We start from the raw sequence: 18,963 nt of genomic DNA, 5'->3' as shown, positions 1-18,963 counted from the left end.
GGTCCATTTCGTTGCGGCCTTGTTGTGGCTGCGCTAATTGTCCGTACAACCTAGTCTGCATAGTTTCACTAAACGATATTCTGACTACTTATCAGCGCTGAAATGCATGCCTGAGTTGGATTGGGGAATTGCTTTGTCTGTAGAACGTTTCAGCGCGTTGAATCAATCTTTTCGGTGGTCCTTAAAAACTGCTGTTTTGTTGGGTTACGTCGGCTGCCTCCGCTGTATGAAGTGCAGAACAAGCGGCGCCGCTTGTTCTGCACTTCACCCCTGGTTGGCCCCGCGAGGCCGGCCGCTCTGGTTCTGGCAGGTTGAGGTTTCTGTCGCGAAGGAACCCTGACCCCGAATCGTCCCCCGCAAGGTCGCGAGTTGCGGCGGGACGCACAGCCAGTAGCTGCGCTGGGTGAGGTTTTTCATCTTCCTAATCTTCTTCCTGATGAATCTGAACCGCTTGCTGCCCCTATGCGGGCTGCTGGCTGGCGCCTGGCTATTGCCCGCTTGCCAGCAATATTCCACCGAAAAGATGAGCTACGAAACGGTAGTCGAAGCCGCTCCCGCAACCCCCGCCGACCTAGCTGCCCCGCGTACTGCCGATACTGTTATTGAGCTGGAAAACCGCGAGAACTACGCTATAATCCACGAAAACGAGTTTCTGAGCGCCCAGCGCACGCCACTCAGCACCTTTGCTATCGACGTGGACCGAGCCTCCTACAGCAATGTGCGGCGCTTCCTCACCCAGGACCGGCAGCTGCCGCCTCCCGACGCGGTGCGGCTGGAAGAACTGGTCAACTACTTTCACTACGACTATCCGCAACCCGCTTCGGCACCCGCTTCTCTGAACGCCGAAGTAGCGACTTGCCCCTGGAACCCCCAGCATCAGCTGGTATTGGTAGGCGTGCAGGGCCGCGACGTACCCACCACCCAGCTGCCGCCGGCCAATCTGGTTTTCCTGCTGGATGTGTCGGGCTCGATGGATGATCCTGATAAGCTGCCGCTGCTGAAAGAATCGTTGCGGGAGTTGGTGCGCAAGGCGTTGCGTCCGCAGGACTACGTGTCCATAGTGGTATATGCCGGCGCCGCTGGCTTGGTGCTGCCGCCCACGCCCGGCTCCGACCCAGAAACCATTCTGGCGGCGTTAGATGATCTGCAAGCCGGGGGCTCCACTGCCGGCGGCCAAGGTCTGCGGTTAGCTTACGAAGTGGCCCGCCAGCACTTTCGGCCCGCCGGCAACAACCGCATCATCCTCGCCACCGACGGCGACTTCAACGTGGGCGAGCAGAGCGACGCCGATATGGAGCGGCTCATTACTAAGGAGCGCGCATCGGGCGTGTTTTTGTCAGTGCTCGGCTTTGGTAGTGGCAATTACCAAGACAGCAAGATGGAGCTGCTAGCTGACAAAGGCAACGGCAACTACGCCTACATCGACAACCTAAGCGAAGCCCAGCGCGTGCTGGTGCAGCAGTTTGGCGGCACGCTTTTCACGCTGGCAAAGGATGTGAAGGTGCAAGTGGAATTCAATCCGGCGCTGGTACGCGAATACCGCCTCATCGGCTACGAAAACCGCCTGCTGGCGACCCAGGATTTCAACGACGACCAGAAAGACGCGGGCGAGCTAGGCGCCGGCCAGCAAGTAACTGCCCTCTACGAAGTAGTGCCCACCGGTGCGACCCATGCCAGTAGCGCCACCATCGACCCACTCAAATACCAAGCCCCCAGCGTGGCTAAAGCCAGCAACAGCAACGAGCTGCTGACTATGAATTTGCGCTACCAGGAGCCGCAGGGCAGCGCCAGCCGCCTGCTCACGCTGCCGGTCCGCGGCGTCCGGTACAACGAGCCCATTGCTCAGGCTTCCGACAATCTGCGTTTTGCGGCCGCAGTAACTCAATTTGGCTTGCTGCTGCGTGGCTCTAAGTACCGGGGTTCTGCAACTTGGGAAAGCACCCGAGCACTGGCTAGTAGCGTAACAGGATCGGACGAGGACGGTTCCCGCGCCGAGTTCAAAGAATTGGTGCGGCAGGCTGCTGGTCTGAGCAGTGAGCGGGCATCAATAGAGTAGTGGCAGGAATAACCGACTCAAGCGAATTCCTTTATTGCCGAGGAGAGGAATTCGCCTTAGTTCTAGCTGCAGAAACATGCTTTACTTGAAAAAATAATTTGGAAGTATGAGAACGGGTTTCCATCTTGCCGTCGTCAAGCCCCTCATTATCATGCTTCAGCCTACGGCTCGCTACTTTTTTAGCTATTACTTCTTCTACGCCTCCGCGTAGTCGAGTAGCCGCCGTGTAGCTTTTCACCCCCGAAAATCCTCAGCGCCTCTCGACCCCGAGAGGCGCTTTTTTTGTCTTCTGCCTTCGCTTAGTATGCTTCAGTTCGTTCCGGCCGCCTTCCGCTTTTATTACTACTTCTTTTTTACGAAGAAGCGGGCTTGTGCTTGCCGGAACTGAAACCTCAGCCTCTAGCAACCCACGCAAGCCCGCCGGATTCCGGCGGGCTTTTTTCATGTCTTCAGCAGCTCCTTTTCTTTCTTCCCATGTCTATTCGGATTGCGCTTCAGGGTTTTGCCGGCAGTTTTCACCAGTTGGCAGCTCGTCACTACTTCGGCCCCCAGCACACGCCGGTGGCTTGCTCTACCTTCGAAGAAGTGGTGGGCCACGTGGTAAGCAGCACGGCGGAGCGGGGGCTGCTGGCCATTGAAAATTCTATTGCCGGCAGCTTGCTTCAGAACCACATTCTGCTGCGCCAAGCGCCAGTGCGCGTCACAGGCGAGGTGTACTTGCGCATCCGCCAGCACCTGCTGGCCCTGCCCGGCCAAACCCTCTCCGAGCTGCGCGAAGTGCACTCGCACCCGGTAGCGTTGCGGCAGTGCGCCGGGTTCCTGGGCCAGCACCCGCACCTGCGCCTGGTAGAAACCGACGACACCGGCCGCAGTGCCCAGCACATCCGCGACCAGGGCCTAACCGGCGTAGCAGCTGTGGCTGGCGAAGAAGCCGCTCGGCAGTTCGGCTTGGAGATACTGGCCGCCAACATTCATTCGGTGGAACACAACTACACCCGCTTTCTGGTGCTCGAGCGCGCCACCGAAGCCGCCTCCGCTCCCCGCCCCGATAAAGCTTCACTGTGCTTCCATCTGGCAGAAACTCCCGGCGGCGTGGCCGATGTGCTGGCCTGCGTAGCAGCGCATCAGCTGCAACTCACCATGCTGCAAGCTAGCCCACTACCGGAGCAGCCCTGGCGCTACTGTTTCCACGCCGATGTGGAGTTCGACGACCCAGCCCGACTGGAAACGCTGCTACAAATGTTGCCTCCGCTCACCAGCCATCTGCACGTGCTAGGCGTGTACTGCAAAGGTCTGACTTACTAGACGATACCTGTCAAAGCGCAACTCGGAATACCGCCAACTTCTTGCTCATGATTTCCTCTAATCTGCTGCCCGTCATGCCTGCTCGCCGCCTCTCCCAGACGCATGAGTACTACTTCTCGCAGAAGCTGCGCGAACTGGCGACACTCAACGCGGCCGGGGCTAACATCATCAACCTCGGCATCGGCAGCCCTGATCTGGCGCCGCACCCGGCCGTGGTGCAAGCCCTCACAGAAGGCGCCGCCCGGCCCGAGGCGCATAGCTACCAGAGTTATCAAGGCACGCCCGACCTGCGCCAAGCCGCCGCCGAATGGTACGCCGCGCATTACGGTGTAGCCCTGGACCAAGCCACGGAAATCATGCCGCTGATGGGTTCCAAAGAAGGGCTGATGCACATCGGAATGGCGCTGCTCGACCCCGGCGACATGGTGCTGGTGCCCAACCCCGGTTACCCTACTTACCGCGCCGTGGTGCAGCTCTGCGGGGCCCAGACGCTGGAATACAACCTGCACGAAGCCAACGGCTGGCTCCCCGACCTGGCCGCTCTGCGCCGCCAAGACCTGCGCCGCGTGAAGCTGATGTTGGTGAACTACCCACACATGCCCAGCGGCACCCGTGCCGATGCGGCTTTCTTCCAGGAACTAGTGGACTTCGCGTGGGAAAACCGCATCCTGCTCGTTCATGACAACCCTTATAGCTTCCTGCTCGATGACGCTGCCGCGCCTCCCATGAGCTTGCTAGCGGTGCCCGGAGCCAAAGATGTAGCGCTGGAACTGAATTCGTTGAGCAAGTCCCACAACATGGCTGGCTGGCGGGTAGGCATGCTGGTAGGCCGCGCCGATGTGCTGGAAACGGTGCTCCGCTTCCGCAGCAACATGGATTCGGGCATGTTCCGGCCAGTGCAGGAAGCCGCCGCCGTGGCCTTGCGCCTGCCCGCCACCTGGTACGCCGAGCTGAACGCCACTTACCGGACCCGGCGAGCCGTGGTGCTGGCCCTGCTGCAAGAGCTGGAGTGCCGGGTAGAGCCTGGCCAAGCGGGCCTCTTCGTGTGGGCTGCCGTGCCGCCCGCCTTCGCCGATGGCTACGCGCTGAGCGACGCCCTGCTGCGGGACGCCCGCGTGTTCGTGACACCGGGCGGAATTTTCGGCAGCAATGGCAACAGCTACATCCGCCTGAGTTTGTGCCAGCCCGAGGCGACGCTGCAAGCTGCCGCTCAACGCATTGCCGCCGCCCGTCTGCTGCCGGAATTAGTAGCCAACTGAAGCCTTCTTCTCTAAAATCATTCTCCTCCTTGTCATCAACTTCCTGATATCATGCAAGCTGCCACTTCTTCTCTGCTGACTGCTCCTCGTTCTGTGACCACCGCCGCACCCGCAACTACGGCCGCGCCGTTCCGCCTGCCGGTGCCGGGTAGCCCGCCGTTGCTTATTGCCGGGCCGTGCAGCGCCGAAACTGAAGCCCAGCTGCTAACCACCTGCACGGAACTGGCTGCTACAGGTCGGGTGCACTTGTTGCGGGCGGGCATCTGGAAGCCCCGGACCAAGCCCGGTGGCTTCGAAGGCGTGGGCGCGGCCGGTTTGCCGTGGCTGCAACGGGCCCGCGAGCTAACCGGCCTACCCGTGGCAGTGGAAGTAGCCACGGCGGCGCACGTGGAAGCCGCTTTGGCACACGATGTGGACGTGCTGTGGGTAGGAGCCCGCACCACCGGCAATCCATTTTCGGTGCAGGAACTGGCCGATGCGTTGCGCGGAGTAGATATTCCGGTGTTCGTGAAGAACCCTATTCACCCGGAGCCGGAGCTGTGGGTGGGAGCCGTGGAGCGCCTGACGCGGGCCAACGGACCACAACTAGGCTTGATTCACCGGGGTTTTTCCAGCTACGGCAACCTCGATTTCCGCAACGCCCCAATGTGGCACCTGCCCACCGAAATCCGGCAGCGCCTGCCCGAACTGCCTCTACTCTGCGACCCTAGCCACATCTGTGGCCGCCGCGATACGCTGGCCGGCGTGGCTCAGCGCGCCGCCGACCTCGCCTTCGACGGCCTTATCATCGAGTCTCATCACCAACCTGAACACGCCTGGAGCGACGCCCAGCAGCAACTCACGCCCGTAGACTTAGCCACGCTGCTCGACAATGTAGTGTGGCAAGCAGCCGAGCCCGAAGCCGTAGCGGCACTCGATGTGCTACGCACCCAGATCAATCATCTGGATGATGAGATTCTGCTGCTGCTAGGCCGGCGGATGCAGGTGGCCCAGCACATCGGGGCGTACAAAAAGCAGCATCAATTGCCGGTGGTGCAGCCCAGCCGGTGGCAGGAAATCCTGGAAAAAGGCATCCGCCAAGGCACTGCGCTAGGTCTGACGCAGGATTTCTTGCTGCAATACTTCACGGCCGTCCACCACGAGTCCATCAGCCGTCAGCAGGTAGTGAGCTGAAGTATATCTGTTCTATCTGTGGCACGGACTTCAGTCCGTAGCCCCTCGGACTGCCTGCCGCCGCCTCATCATATCTTATACAGGCTACGGACTGAAGTCCGTGCCACACGCGGCTCTGCTTGATAGGCCCGCTCACGGCCGGTGACCTAAAACATGACACTGACCTTCAAAGAGAGCTAGTGACTTTTTTTGCCGACGACTGGCCTCCTTGAACTGGTGATTTCTTGCTGACCTTGCTATTCTTTTTGGACCGCGCGGCTATGCGCTTTTCCAGGTCTCCGACAGTGAAAACGGCGTCGTCTTTCAACGTGGGATCTTCAGCGAAGCGGGCGGCGGCGCGGGCTTCTTCTAAGGCATTAGTCAGCTGGTTGAGGCGGATGTAGGTGTAGGCCAGGTTGTAGTGCGATAGTGCGTAGTTGGAACGCAGCGCAATAGACCGTTTGAAGGCCGCGACGCCCTCTTCATATCGGCGCTGACTCATGCGGGCGTAGCCAAGCGCGTAATAAGAGGCATAGTCGCCGTAGCCGTGGGAGTGGGCAATGCCGTAGTGGCGCACCATGAGTGCGTACAACTCCTTCGGCGACCTCTCGGCTTCGGCGCATTCGCACTGCTCTACTTGGTAGTAATAGTCGCCGAGGGCCCGGTTGAGCTTGTAGTTGGTGGGATAGCGCTTCAGCAGGTTTTTGAGCACCGACTCCACCGGAAATGGGTAGCGAATGGCGGCTCTGGTGTAGTAATTCCGCAACGAATCGAGCCGCTCGTAGGGTTTTAAATCAACGAAGCCGAAGCCTTCGTACTCGCGGCTGCGCAGATGGTAGTTCAGCGCCAGCTCGGCTTGCTTGATGGCCACGGCCGGCCGACGGTGCTTGGAGTCGAAGCTATTGAGCAGCTTGAAAGCCGACTCATATTGGCGGTTCAGAATGAGCTGCGAAGCTTTGCGCAACACTTCGGCCTCGGCCGCTGCGGAGGGAGCCGCCGTAGGCTTCTGAGCCACTGCCAAAGTGGGCGAAACACCGAGGAAAAGCAGCAAAAGGAAAAGACGAGATAGCATATGCTAAGAGTATACGAGCTGCTAGGTAATACGAGTTTGCGGGATTCATGGCAATTGAAACAGATTTATTAAAAAATTTCTTAGGTGTATGCTTACTTCTCCCTTACTTCTCCGCTAGCTTTTTCTGAAACTGGCTTATCCGCTCAACAGCGTATAGCTGAGCAGTAAGCCGAAGACGAAGGAGAAGAGCAGCGCTACAAGTGGCTTGGGTGTAGATGCACGAAGAATTGTAGCTTGTGCCGGGGTAGTCTTTTTTGGCTGTTACGCCTAGATTGCTCTAGGGCGAGCAACGAGGTTGTTGGCTGTCTGCCGGGTTCCACCGTACTTCACGCCTATGCTCTTCTACACCGTCATGAAACCACTCGTGCAGGTTGCCCTGCGCGTGTTCTTTCGCCGCCTCGAAATCCGCCACCGTGACCGGCTGCAAACGCCGGGGCCGCTGCTGATGGTGAGCAACCACCCCAATACACTTATGGACCCGCTCGTGACGGCCGCCAACCGTCGCCAGCCGATTTCGTTTCTGGCCAAGAGCACCTTCTTCAAGAATCCCATTTCCCGGGCCCTGCTCACCTCCGGCAACTCCATTCCCATCTATCGTCGCCAAGACGTGGATACCGGCGCCGAAGCCACCACGCCCGAACAATTGGCGGCCCAGAACGAAGCCACTTTCGGCAAGTGTTACGACTACCTCGGCAAGGGCGGCACGGTCATGATTTTCCCGGAAGGCACCAGCGTCAGTGAGCGGCGGCTGCGGCCCCTGAAAACCGGCGCGGCGCGCATTGCATTGGGCGCCGAAGCTCGGCACGATTTCAAGCTCGGTCTGCGGGTATTGCCGGTGGGTATCAATTACTTCGACCCGCAACGGTTTCGGTCCGATGTGCTGATAAACGTGGCCCCGCCAATCCGGGTAGCAGACTACGCCGCCGCCTACCGCCAAGACCCTGCCGCCGCCGCCGACCAACTCACCGAAGACATCCGCCGCCACCTGGAGCAGCGCCTCGTCATTACGCGCGACGCGGCCGAGGACGAGCTGGTGCAGCAGTTGGAACGCACCTTCACCGGCCACCTCATCAACGACGACCCGCGCACCCTCTACGACAATTTTCAGCTGAGCCGCACGCTGCTGCAAGCCGTAGCGTACTTCGAAAAACACGCCCCGGAGCAATTGGCCGAAGCCCGCGAGCAGCTCGCCAGCTACCTCACGGAACTCAAGCGCCTGGGCCTCAACGACGAAGCGCTGGAACGCACTAGCCCCGCCGACATGCGCGCCAGCCGGGCTTTGGTGGCGGCAATTCAATTAGCACTGGGCCTGCCGATCTATCTGTACGGCGCCCTGAATAATTATTTGCCCTACAAGCTGCCGTCGGTGGTAGCCAAGCGCGCTACCAAAGAAGTGGAGTTCGTAGCGCCCATCATGATGGTGGTCGGGATGATAACCTTTAGCCTGGGCTACGCTTTGCAGATTGGGCTGGTGCACCACTTCACCCAGGACTGGCGCTGGACCACGCTCTACGCCTTAAGTCTGCCGCTTACCGGCTTCTACGCGCTTTATTACTGGAACAAACTAGCCAGCCGGCTGCGGCGGGTGCGGGCCTTGCGTCTGTTCCGGCAGCGGCGCCCACTCATGGAAGGCCTGCTCCGCCAGCGCGCTACCATTCTACGCCTCCTAAACGAAGCCCGCGAGGCATATTTGGCGGCGGCGAGGTAGTAAACGGAGAGCAATCCAAGGGTCTAACTTCTCGGTTTTAAGGTTTCAGCTCTGAACTCTCACCAAGCCACTTTAGAGCCGAACCCGAGGGTGAGAATTTCCTTGAGCTTGGGAGTGCCTTTGTTGGTGGTGCGGCTCAGGAAATACAAGTCGTTGGTGCCCAGCTCGGCGTAGGTGGCTACGTAAGGCGGCTCGGGGTGCCGCGCGGTGCGGATGCCCGCGTAGGAAAGGCGCGGCGCGAAGAACATGCCCGTCCGAACCTTGGTGGAAAACCAATAGTAGTCGGGTGTATACTTGCCTCGCTCGTGGCTGTCGAGCATGGTTGGCCCGGTCGTGTAATTGATATAGCCACCCACCCCCGGGTTGGCGCGCCAGTGCAGACCCATTTTCGGCAGCGAAGGCAGGTACGTGGTTTTGAATGTGAAAATGGTAAGGGGCTGCCCACTATACCGGCGTGGCACCCGCCCCACTAGCACCTCCGGTTCCAAGCGTTGGCTGGCTAAACGCAGTCCACCCCCTATTGCTACCATGCCGGCACCGCCCCCAATCTGTACGCTCAAAAAAAGCGGAATGCCCCGCCGCGCCGCCAGCGGGGGTTTGATGTCCTGCTGCATCTGCGTCTGGGCCAAAGCGTTGCTCATGGGTACCAAACCAAACAGGCTCACCCCAAACGCAATGAGCAGTTGCTTCCCAGGGCATGATGAGAGTGGTTGACCAAGCATAGCTATCAGAAGGCTTAGAATTCGGCTTTTAGGCCCAAGCCAAGCGTTAGGATGTCGAGAGGGCTGAGGGCCTTGGAGTTGCCGTTGGGGAAGAAGCTGAACAAGTACAAGTCGTTGGTACCCAGTTCGTAGTAAGCGGAGATACGGCGCGGCCGGCCCGTGGGGCCACTGGGACGTAGGTACGAGAGGCGGCCTCCCAGCAGTAGGCCCACGCGGGTGTCAGTGGAAAACCAGTAGTAACCTTTGGTGTACTGGCCTTTCTCTTCATCGTTGATGGTGCCGTGGGTATAACTCACGTAGGCTCCAACCGAGAGTGGGCGCAACTCAAACTTTCGGCTTATTGGCACCGTGAAGGGAGTGTAAAGAAACTTGGCGGTGAAAATGCTGAGCGCGGAGCCGGCGTATTTCTTGGGCACGTAGCCTATAAGAATGTCCGTTTCGCCTCGGTCGCGCCAGAAGCTGTAGCCGGCGCCGCCAGCTACCATGCCTAGGCCGCCCGCCGTTTGCAGCACGAGGTGGCGTGGCCGGTACCAAGGCAGGGCCGAGTCTGGGGCAGAAGAGGTGGGGGATTCTTGACCCGAGGTGGGCAAGGCCGCGCAAAGCAAAAGCAGCGGCAGCAGCAGCCGGCGCATCAGAACAGTACCTTTTTAAGCCGGAATTGCGGCTGGTCGTTGGCATCATTCCAGAGCGTCAGAATCACGTACTGGTTTTCCTCGAAAGCATAGGAGTTGATGTACGTTACGCCGTCCTGGAAAGGCTCCCCGATGCTGAAGTCGTGGCGGTGGCCGTTTAGCTCGAAGGCTATTTTGGGCGCCTCAGCTAAGGTGCGGGTATAGGCCGGCGTCAGGTTCTGGTCGAAGTCGAGGTCCTGGGGCGGCACGTGCGACACCACTACCTGCCGCCGGGCGCCGTCCAAGTTGCTCACCTGCTGTTGCAGCCAGGGCACGTCGGGAATGCGCCCGTTGAAGTTGTACTCGCGGCTGTTGGTGTCTATAAGCGTGAACTTGGTGTCGCCGTAAACGAAGGAGTAGTTGAGGGGGCCAAATATGCGTTGGTAAGCCGCCCGGCCATTGCCCACGTGGTCGTGGTTGCCGATAACCGTGACGTAGGGAATATTGAGTTTGCTCAGCCGCTCATCTACCCAGCGCATTTCGCGGGCCAGGCCAAAGTCGGAAATGTCGCCGGCTACCAGCAGAAACGACAGGCCGGGCTGCTGGTTTACGCTCTTCACTAAGGCTTCGGCCTGCTCGTAGAAACGTTGCGAGTCGCCGGTAAATACAAAGCGGAGCGTGTCGCCGGGTGGCAGCGGATGCTCGGCCAGACGGTCCAGGTTTTTCTGGGTTAGGTTGGTTTGGCTCTTGGGCCCCCGGAAATCACTCGGGCTGAATTCGAGCAGCTCGCAGCCGCTCAGCAACGCCAAGGCCGCACAGCCTAAGGCGCTAAATCGAATCAGAGAGGTGGTAAGCATGTTACAAAACCACAAAATGTATACGGCTTCGCTGTGGTCGACTGGCTTGGGGAGCTTGTCTTCGTCAGCTTGTCGGCCTCAGACGGAGGCTGACAATTCGTGCAAGCGCCGGAAGCAGCACGCGCCGTATCTGGGTGAAAAGGAAGGTGGAAAGTCTGCTCAGAAGCAGCAACAGCCAAAGGTGGGGCCAGCCAGCTCTCGTCCAAAGTCTATGGGGGGTGAACTGTCTCGACTGGCAGTTGAACCGTCAGAAATCCCAAGCGAAGCCGGCGGGCAATTCCACAGGTTCAGTCAAGCACTCAACTACTTGAATGCTTGACTGAACGGGCCGGAAAACTTGAAATGGAGTGGAGCTGAGCTATAGCAGCTCACCGCTGTGGAGCAGCTTGGCTGATTCAGCCAGTGCCATCAAACCAAGGTAGAAAAGACATGAGTCAGGTCGAAAACGCTAGGTACGGCGCAGCCTAGGGCAGATAGCGCCGGGCGTATATACCAAAGAGTAGCTCGGGTTGTTGCCCAAAAAACTATTCTATGGCATCGTCAGAAGGAATTATGCAGGTACCGTTTCCATTCGGTCACCTTTTATCGTGTCTACGCGCCCAAAATCAACGCCAAAGAGCCAGTAATTTTTTTTGGCGTTTCCACTGAAATAAGGTCTCACGCCGTCTGCTACGGCAGCTTACCCCTATTTATTCGTCCAGGTACTGGTGCACAAACTTGATGGCCATCGAGCCTTCACCAACGGCAGAAGCCACGCGGGCCATGGCTCCGGCTCGGCTGTCGCCGGCCGCGAAGACGCCGGGCACGCAGGTTTCGAGCAAGAACGGCTCCCGGTTGTGTTTCCAAGAACTAGCGTAACGTGGATCCGTCACTAGGTCGCGGCCCGTAAGCACGAAGCCTTTGCCGTCGCAAAGAACGGTATTGCACATCCACTCCGTGCTCGGCTTGGCCCCGATAAAAACGAACAGCGCCCGCGCCGGCCGTTTCTCCAGTTGTCCATTAGATTTCAGCACCACGGCCTCCAAATGATCTTGTCCGCACACTTCCGCCACCTCCGTGAAGGGCAGAATCTCGATGTTGGGCGTACCCGCAATCTGCTCAATCAGATAAGCCGACATAGAAGCCGCCAGGCTGGCCCCCCGAATGACGATGTATACCTGCCGGGCGTAGGTGGCCAGGTACATCGCCGCCTGCCCCGCCGAGTTGCCGCCGCCCACAATGTAAACGTCTTGCTCGTCGCAGGAGCGGGCCTCGGTGCGGGCGGCGCCGTAGTACACGCCGGCCCCGCTGAGTCGGTCCATGCCGGGCACATCGAGCGTACGGTAGCTCACGCCGGTGGTCAGCACTACGGCGCGGGTGCGCACGGTGCTACCATCACTGAGCGTCAGAACTTTGTAGCCATCCTGCACGCAGATATCTCGTACTTCCTGCGGGGCCAGAAACTCGGCGCCGAGCCGTACCGCCTGCGCCCAGGCCCGGTGCGCTAGCTCGGTGCCACTCAGGCCCGTGGGGAAGCCCAGGTAGTTTTCGATGCGTGACGAGGTACCGGCTTGGCCACCAGGGGTTTGGCGCTCAATAATGAGAGTCTTGAGTCCTTCGGAAGCTCCGTACACTGCTGCTGCCAGCCCCGACGGGCCCGCGCCAATCACCACTACATCGTACAGTTCCTGCGAGGCTTGCACCGTGAGGCCAATGCGCGTGGCAATATCAGTGGCGGAGGGCTTGGGCAGCGTGGTCCCGTCTTCGAGCACCACAACGGGCAGATCAGCGGAAGTCAAGCCTTTGGAGGCCAGTAAAGCCTGGGCTTCGGGGTTGGTTTCGAAATCGAGCCACTGGTAAGCCACCATGTAGCCGGCCAGAAAGTCCTTGAGCTCATGCGAAAGCGGCGACCATTGAAAACCAATGAGCCGCACACCCTTGAACCGGGGCCGGTAGCCAATCTTCCAGGCTTCGAGCAAGTCGTGGAGGGTGGGGTAAAGAAGTTGCTGGGGCGGGTCCCAGGGCTTCATTAGGTAGTGGTCGAGGCGGGCATTGTTGATGGCCCGGATAGCTGCTTCAGTGTCGGCGTAGGCCGTGAGCAGTACCCGCTTGGCATCGGGAAAAACGGTGCGAGCTTCCGTCAGTAGTTCCACGCCTTCCATGCCCGGCATCCGCTGGTCGGCCAGAATCAGGGCTACGGGTTCTTCGCGGGCTTGTAGCTCCCGCAGCGTCGTCAGGGCCTCTTCGCCCGACGAGGCGCGCAAGATGCGGTAGTCGCGTCGGAATTCGGTGCGTAGGTCCCGGTCAATGGCATTCAATACCTGCGGGTCATCATCGACGGCAAGGAGTATAGGTTTCTTTTCAGTAGCCATGTTGGAATGGGTGAAGGAGTAAATGGGCGGGGCGGTGAGGTAGTGGCGCGATAAAGGAGGAGCTTATTCGGCAGTCGTTGCACAAACTGCTTGCAAGTGTTTCCTCACGGCTCGCGCCCTTTAGTCCCCTGAACGCCCCACCGGCAGCCAGGCGCAAAATTCGGTGTGGCCGGGCTCGGAGCGCACTTCCAGCTTGCCGTTGTGCGCTTCCAAGGTGCGCAAAGCAATGTCGAGGCCCAGACCGGAGCCTTCGCCGGCGGGCTTGGTGGTGAAGAAAGGCTCCAGGATACGGGGCAGAATGTCGGGCGGAATGCCGGGGCCGTTGTCGATAATGAACACGCGCACAAACTCGCCGTCGAAGCGGGTGCGGAGCGTGATTTCGCCACCGGGCGGCAGGGCATCAATGGCGTTGTCGATGAGGTTGGTCCAGACTTGGTTGAGGCTGCTGACCTGTCCCCGGACTAGCGGCACGTTAGCTGCGTAGTCGCGTATGAGTTCGATGTTTTTCTCCCGTAGCGCGTAGCTGAGCATGTTCACGGTGCTATCGAGGCCGGTGTGGACATCGAGCGGGGCGTACTCGCCGCCGCGGTCCATGTGGGAGTAGGTTTTCACGTTGCCCACGAGCGTACTGATGCGGCCGCCTGCCTCTTGCACGTCTTTGATGAGCCGCAGCGTGGTGAGTTGCGCTTCCAGCCAAGCCAGGGCGGCCGGGCGGGCCGGAGCCGGCAAAGGAGCGGCGGCTTCGCTGAGCAGATCCACGGTCAAACCGGCATCGAGCAGCCCTCCCGCCAACTGGTAGGCATCGGGCACCTGCTGACTGTCCAGCCAGTCGGTTAGTTCATCTTCTCGGTCAGCGCGCGCCAAGCTGGAAAGTGGCGGGCCAGCTGGCGGCGGGTTGTTGGCCAGCTCCATCAGGCTATGCAAGTGCTCCGGTTCGGGGCAGTGTTGCAGCAGGTCACAGAGCAGATCGGGCGTGCTGGTTACGCGTTGCGTTAAAGCTTCGGCAGCGCGCACAATAGCGGCGGCGGGGTTGTTGAGCTCGTGCGCCAAGCCCGCCGAGAGTTTGCCTAAGGCCCGCAGCTTGTCGTCGCGCTCCTGGCTGCGGGCCTCGGAACGGGCCCGATCACTCATCACCCCGACCAAGCGCTGCACCAGCTCTGGGCTCACGCGCTCCAACTCCGGAAACCGGTCCCGGTGCAGCATGTACAGCACCGTATCGCCAACGGCGATACCGTAGCCGCCGATGATGCGCAGGCGCGAATAGGGCAACACGCCCGTAATCTGGCCCGCTTCGGCCCGGAAGCCTGGCTCCCGCTGCCCATTGCGCATAGCAAAGAACTGCATGCCGCCCGCTAGAATAGCCACCATAAATTCGGCGGGTGCGCCGGGCCGAAAAATTTCCTCACCGGGCGCATACGGAATCCGCTCCCCATTCGAGACGAGCCAATCGAGTACCTCGGCGGGTAGGTCGGCAAAAATGGGCACAATGGCCAAATCAGGATGAGAAAGCACGACGGACATAACGGGCAATGAACGGAGAATCATGAAGCAACCGGAAACGGGCCTTACAGTTCAAGCCCGAGCCACCAGCTTTCATCTAAACAGAGAAAGCACCCTCACAGAGGGTGCTTTCAGTAAGACGCGAAACCGCGCTGTTTGCTTTATCCGTGGCGCGAAAATTTGATTCGCGACGAGCGGCAGTTACTTCACTACTTTCACTTGTTGGCTGCCGACGCTCGTGAGCAGGCGGAGCGTATACACCCCAGCTGGCAAAGCGCCCGTAGCTAGTTTATGCTGCTGATTACCAGTTTGCAACGCCAGGACTTCGTGGCTCACTACGCGGCCCAGAGCATCGAGCAGTACGAGCGTGGCTGGGCCCGCCTTAGCGGGAGCCAGTTGTACGTTCAGCTCCTGGCCGAAAGGTACCGGATACGCTCCCACAAGTCCTAAATTGGCGTTGCGGCTGTTGTTGGTGGCAAGCACCGCATTGGTCCGCAGCCGAACATTTGTCAGGTATAAATTATTGCCGTTGTCGTTGAGGTTGGCAAAGCGTACCAAGATGCGCGACGGTCCGCCCGCGGTCAGCAACGAGGAAAGATTTATCGTTTCCTGGCGCCAGTGCGCGGGTTGGGTAGGAGCCCACTCCGCCACCTGGTAGGTTGGGATAGTAGCCAGCGCCATGCCCCGCTTGAGGTAGCCGGTAGGCTGAAACGTAGTCCCGCAGTCCGTACTCACATCCACCCGCAAGCCATCGGAATACGTGGTACTGTAGGCAGCGTGCGCTACCCAAAAAGTCAGGGCCAAGTTGCTCGCGCCCGGCGTAATAGAGCTTAGGTTGAGAGGAGGAGTAATAAGGTAGTCTTCGGCGCCGCGCTGGGAATCGTTGTAGTCGTCGGCCATCGGCAGGCGACGCAGCAGCGTATCGGGCCCCATCACGTTCTGTGGGCTCAAGTCCCAGGTGAAGTTGTTGCTCGGATTCTCCACGCGCCAGCCAGCGGGCGGGAAAGTGCCAGTAGTGAAATTCTGCACCAGCGGCAGCACCTGCCCAGTCGTGACAGTAATTAGCGCGTTTTCGGTGCGGGTAGTAGGGCCGTAGCTGTTGCTCGCTACCAGCGTCACGCTATACGTACCGGGGTTGGCAAACTGAAGCTGCGGGTTTTGCGAAGCTGCCGAAGTGCCTCCCACAAACGTCACGCCCGCACTAGGCGTGACGCTCCAGGTCCAGGTAGTTGGGAACGATTGGCTTTGGTCGGTGATGGTGACGGGCGTGCCAGTGCATGTCAGGGCGCGGCTAGGCGAGAAGGCAATCAGCGGCGGGCCAGGGCAGTTGTTGAGGCGAGCCGGCTGGTTGAGGGCGCGAGTCCGGCGGCTGCGCAGCTCATCCGTGGCCCGAATGGCCCGTACGCTGTACCACTGCTCGGCACCGGCACCGACGCCGTTGAGTATCAGGGAAGTATTCGTTACAGTAGTTACGGAGTCCATGTATTCGGCTCCCAGCTTATACACCACGTAGGCCGTGGCGGTGGTCAGCGTATCCCATTGCAGCTTCACGGAGTTGGTGCACACGTAGCCCAGGCGTAGGTTGCCGGGCAGCGGCGAAATGGTAAGCGGCGCCACTGATTGGCTGCTGGCCGCGCCCCGCGTCACGCGCACTTTCACGCGGCCCGAAGCCACGCCCGCCGGTACCGTCCAGTCGAAATAACGGGTAGTGGCGGCCACCGAGGCCGAAATAGGCAGCCACGTGGTGCTGTTGTCGGTGGTATAGTCGAGGGCAAAGGTCTCAGTGCCTTCGGGCGCATCCCAGCGGAGCACCTCCGTTTCGCCCGGCACGAATCCTTCTCCTCCTAGCGGGTAAGTCAACTCCACCCCGTTTTCGATGTAGCTGTATACCATATAGTAAGTCTGCGGGCCCTGCGGTACTGCCGCACCGCGCACCGTCACAGTATAGGAGCCGGCCCCGGGGTTATCGAGCGTTACCTGCTCCACGTTGTTGAGGGAGTCGAGGCCGCGGGTGGCGTTGGCGTTGAGTTGGGCCACGGTGGGCCGGTGGTCGAGCACCCAAGGATTATAGCTCGTGCCGCCGGGCGCGGCTACCTGCATGTTCAGGTTGTTGATGAGGTGGGTGCTGGCATTGACGGCGGCCTCGTAGTCGTGCCAGTACACCATCACGCGCAGCTGCTTTTTGCCCGAAGGAATGGTGAGCGTGTGCGTTTTGATTTGGCCCGTAGTCAGTGAGTCCTTCAGGTATGTACGCTGCTCCAGCACTCGTACGGCGCGCAGAGCATTCACGCGGCCGTAACCAAAGCGGAAGTCGGGTCCGGGGTTACCGAGGTCTTCGGCGGTGTTCATCAGCGCGGCCTTTAACAAGGCACTGGGGGCTTCCTGGTTGCTGTTGAGTTTCCGGTAGGCGTGCACCAGCTGGGCCGTCACGCCCGACACGCCGGGGCAGGCCATGCTCGTGCCCGTAAACACGGCGTACGTGTTTGGGTCAACGGTAGAAGTAACGCTGGTTCCTACGGCACACACGTCAGGTTTGATGCGGCCGTCCTTGGCCGGACCGCGGCTGCTAGAAGGAGCCAGTGCGTCGGTGTAAAGCACGTTGCCGACGGTCACCACGTTCTTGCCCATTTTGTGGCCGCCCGTAATATTGCCCCAGCCCGCGCCCGCGCCGTAGCCGTAGTCACTGGTGCCAGAGTTGCCCGATGAGAATACGTGCAGCAGATACGGGCGCTGCCGGGTTTGCTGGTCTACGGTGCGCGTGAAGTTGGTGTAGCCTGTATTGTTGCCGTCGCCGTAGCTGGAACTCGTAATGCGCACTCGACGCTGGTCGGCGTACGAGGCCGGCACGGTATTGATGTTGTTGGGATAGGAAAAATACTGATTGAAGGCGGCCGTCGCATTGCCCCGTACCCTCGGGTCGAGGTTGCCGGCTCCCATGATGATACCGGCCACGTGGTCGCCGTGGTTGCCAGCGCTAGGTCCGGCCGCACTCTGGTCGAAGCGGCCTTGGTAGTCGATGTGCGGCCCAATGCGGCCATCGTCGCCGTGGGCTACTACCACACCGCGCCCGTCGTAATGGCGGCCGGCACCATAGTCGGTGCTGATGGCGTTGGCGCGGTGGTCGGTGCGGCCCCGGAAGTTTTCGGGCTCCGCGGGTGGCGTGGCAGGTTCCACGGTGTTCACCCATGGCAGTGTCGCCAGCCGCTCAATATCGGCCGGGCGGCAGAGCACCCGCAACTGCTGCGGAAACATAGGCTTGCCGGCTTCCTGAAACTGCGTTTGGCGCAGGGCCTGGGCGGCCTGGTTGGGAGTTAGCGTAGCGTAATACTGCACATTTACCTCCACTAGTCCGCCGGCCCGCCGCATATGGTCGGGAATGATGTTGCGGGCCAAGTCGCCGGCCAGTTTCCAGGTAGGTGCTATGGGCTGCACGCTACGCAATCCCATGTTGACTAGGCGCTGGTGCGGTAGGGTGGCTGGTAAGGCGGCCGTCCACGCATTACGTGGTAAGTAGTCGAGCAGCTGAATGCCCGCTGCTGCCAAAGCCGCTTTTTGAGCCTCAGTCGGCAATTGCTCAAACTGCATTAGCCGGAACACCTGTCCCTGCCACGCGTCAGTGGGAGCAGTGGCGGGTTGCCGCAGCCAATCGGCAAAGTTGGCGGCGGGTGTCACGGGCCCAGCAGTTAGCTGGATGGCATAGCGGCCAGCTGGTTGCGCGGGCTGGGCCGAGCCCAGTAGCGGCGCAAATCCCAGCAGGGCTGCTAGCCCCACAGTAGAAAGGTGTTTCATGCGGAAAGCGGAGTAGGGGTTTTAATCAGATGAAGAAATGATGAAGTACAGCGGGAATATACAGGAATCGAAGCGGTTCAATACCAAGCGAAACCCGGCGGCCAGAATATCGCACGCTAGAATCGAAGCAGATCCGTGCCTAGATAAAAAACTCGACAGCAAAAGGTGTTGCTACAGCTCCCTCCTGCCGCTAGAACGGTCGAGCTTCGAAAGCAAACACTACTAGGAGCCAGCTGCCACTCCTCGTTTTTGGCTCCTCCCGCCAGTGCCGTTCGCGTAGCACATCTGCATTTCACCTGCCACTTTCTGCCGGTCGCCAAATTTTTCACTAGGGGCTGTTTTGGCCCTCTAATTTAGCATCATCAATCAACGGAATTGCTCACTTATTGCCGCTTAAAGCTCCCCACTAAAACAGAATTTCAGTTACCTATAACAAGCAGCTAGTAAGCTTAAAATTAAGGAAGGCGAGCGGTAGAAGGTGCTTATCGCCAGTTTATTACTATTGGTGTTCACAATTACTCACCCACCTTCTGCCTCCAGCGGAAGGTGGGTTATTATTTCTATCATGAGGAGGAAGATAC

General features: G+C 59.8%; 12 protein-coding genes. 5 read left to right on the top strand and 7 right to left on the bottom strand.

From position 1 onward, the window contains the following. The first annotated feature begins 436 nt into the window (after nucleotides 1–436). From ACYSMN_RS21435 to ACYSMN_RS21420, 4 genes are all read left to right on the top strand, one after another. Nucleotides 437–2,056, top strand: a complete 1,620-nt coding sequence (locus ACYSMN_RS21435; RefSeq protein WP_488925964.1) for a vWA domain-containing protein — start codon at nucleotides 437–439, stop codon at nucleotides 2,054–2,056. A 474-nt stretch (nucleotides 2,057–2,530) separates the two neighbouring features. After that, nucleotides 2,531–3,361, top strand: a complete 831-nt coding sequence (locus tag ACYSMN_RS21430; RefSeq protein ID WP_488925963.1) for a prephenate dehydratase — start codon at nucleotides 2,531–2,533, stop codon at nucleotides 3,359–3,361. Between the two features lie 47 nt (nucleotides 3,362–3,408). After that, nucleotides 3,409–4,620 carry a pyridoxal phosphate-dependent aminotransferase gene (locus tag ACYSMN_RS21425; RefSeq protein WP_488925962.1) on the top strand — a complete coding sequence of 404 codons (1,212 nt, stop codon included), beginning with the start codon at nucleotides 3,409–3,411 and terminating at the stop codon, nucleotides 4,618–4,620. Nucleotides 4,621–4,671: 51 nt separating this feature from the next. After that, nucleotides 4,672–5,793, top strand: coding sequence for a chorismate mutase (locus ACYSMN_RS21420; RefSeq protein ID WP_488925961.1), 1,122 nt, complete (start codon nucleotides 4,672–4,674; stop codon nucleotides 5,791–5,793). 166 nt (nucleotides 5,794–5,959) lie between these two features. Here ACYSMN_RS21420 and ACYSMN_RS21415 read toward each other — a convergent pair whose 3' ends face one another. Next, complete coding sequence (locus tag ACYSMN_RS21415; protein ID WP_488925960.1) at nucleotides 5,960–6,844, bottom strand: hypothetical protein; 885 nt, start codon at nucleotides 6,842–6,844, stop codon at nucleotides 5,960–5,962. Between the two features lie 352 nt (nucleotides 6,845–7,196). Here ACYSMN_RS21415 and ACYSMN_RS21410 point away from each other — a divergent pair, with 352 nt between their 5' ends. After that, a complete protein-coding gene (locus tag ACYSMN_RS21410) occupies nucleotides 7,197–8,552 on the top strand; it encodes a lysophospholipid acyltransferase family protein (RefSeq protein ID WP_488925959.1) in 1,356 nt (451 codons plus the stop codon). Between the two features lie 59 nt (nucleotides 8,553–8,611). On the opposite strand, the gene ACYSMN_RS21405 is transcribed toward ACYSMN_RS21410, so the two are convergent. The 6 genes from ACYSMN_RS21405 to ACYSMN_RS21380 form a co-directional block, all read right to left on the bottom strand. Next, nucleotides 8,612–9,193, bottom strand: coding sequence for a hypothetical protein (locus ACYSMN_RS21405; RefSeq protein ID WP_488925958.1), 582 nt, complete (start codon nucleotides 9,191–9,193; stop codon nucleotides 8,612–8,614). A 95-nt stretch (nucleotides 9,194–9,288) separates the two neighbouring features. Continuing rightward, a complete protein-coding gene (locus tag ACYSMN_RS21400) occupies nucleotides 9,289–9,906 on the bottom strand; it encodes a hypothetical protein (RefSeq protein ID WP_488925957.1) in 618 nt (205 codons plus the stop codon). Next, complete coding sequence (locus tag ACYSMN_RS21395; RefSeq protein ID WP_488925956.1) at nucleotides 9,906–10,742, bottom strand: metallophosphoesterase family protein; 837 nt, start codon at nucleotides 10,740–10,742, stop codon at nucleotides 9,906–9,908. The genes ACYSMN_RS21400 and ACYSMN_RS21395 overlap by 1 nt, the downstream gene beginning before the upstream one ends. Nucleotides 10,743–11,431: 689 nt before the next feature. Next, nucleotides 11,432–13,093 (bottom strand): NAD(P)/FAD-dependent oxidoreductase, encoded by a 1,662-nt coding sequence (locus ACYSMN_RS21390; protein ID WP_488925955.1) that lies wholly within the window; start codon nucleotides 13,091–13,093, stop codon nucleotides 11,432–11,434. Between the two features lie 120 nt (nucleotides 13,094–13,213). After that, on the bottom strand, nucleotides 13,214–14,638 hold the full coding sequence (locus ACYSMN_RS21385) for a sensor histidine kinase (RefSeq protein ID WP_488925954.1): 1,425 nt from the start codon (nucleotides 14,636–14,638) through the stop codon (nucleotides 13,214–13,216). 156 nt (nucleotides 14,639–14,794) lie between these two features. Continuing rightward, nucleotides 14,795–18,382 carry a S8 family serine peptidase gene (locus ACYSMN_RS21380; protein WP_488925953.1) on the bottom strand — a complete coding sequence of 1,196 codons (3,588 nt, stop codon included), beginning with the start codon at nucleotides 18,380–18,382 and terminating at the stop codon, nucleotides 14,795–14,797. Nucleotides 18,383–18,963: the final 581 nt, after the last annotated feature.

It is taken from the genome of Hymenobacter sp. M1-2, assembly GCF_057808495.1.
Note: the sequence above shows the minus strand (reverse complement) of the source record. Positions and strands in the feature narration are given on the sequence as shown.

Coding starts and splice junctions, on each gene's coding strand:
- ACYSMN_RS21425 (WP_488925962.1), top strand. CDS start 3,409: ATGATTTCCTCTAATCTGCTGCCCGTCATGCCTGCTCGCCGCCTCTCC.
- ACYSMN_RS21430 (WP_488925963.1), top strand. CDS start 2,531: ATGTCTATTCGGATTGCGCTTCAGGGTTTTGCCGGCAGTTTTCACCAG.
- ACYSMN_RS21400 (WP_488925957.1), bottom strand. CDS start 9,906: ATGCGCCGGCTGCTGCTGCCGCTGCTTTTGCTTTGCGCGGCCTTGCCC.
- ACYSMN_RS21415 (WP_488925960.1), bottom strand. CDS start 6,844: ATGCTATCTCGTCTTTTCCTTTTGCTGCTTTTCCTCGGTGTTTCGCCC.
- ACYSMN_RS21395 (WP_488925956.1), bottom strand. CDS start 10,742: ATGCTTACCACCTCTCTGATTCGATTTAGCGCCTTAGGCTGTGCGGCC.
- ACYSMN_RS21390 (WP_488925955.1), bottom strand. CDS start 13,093: ATGGCTACTGAAAAGAAACCTATACTCCTTGCCGTCGATGATGACCCG.
- ACYSMN_RS21420 (WP_488925961.1), top strand. CDS start 4,672: ATGCAAGCTGCCACTTCTTCTCTGCTGACTGCTCCTCGTTCTGTGACC.
- ACYSMN_RS21380 (WP_488925953.1), bottom strand. CDS start 18,382: ATGAAACACCTTTCTACTGTGGGGCTAGCAGCCCTGCTGGGATTTGCG.
- ACYSMN_RS21385 (WP_488925954.1), bottom strand. CDS start 14,638: ATGATTCTCCGTTCATTGCCCGTTATGTCCGTCGTGCTTTCTCATCCT.
- ACYSMN_RS21410 (WP_488925959.1), top strand. CDS start 7,197: ATGAAACCACTCGTGCAGGTTGCCCTGCGCGTGTTCTTTCGCCGCCTC.
- ACYSMN_RS21435 (WP_488925964.1), top strand. CDS start 437: ATGAATCTGAACCGCTTGCTGCCCCTATGCGGGCTGCTGGCTGGCGCC.
- ACYSMN_RS21405 (WP_488925958.1), bottom strand. CDS start 9,193: ATGAGCAACGCTTTGGCCCAGACGCAGATGCAGCAGGACATCAAACCC.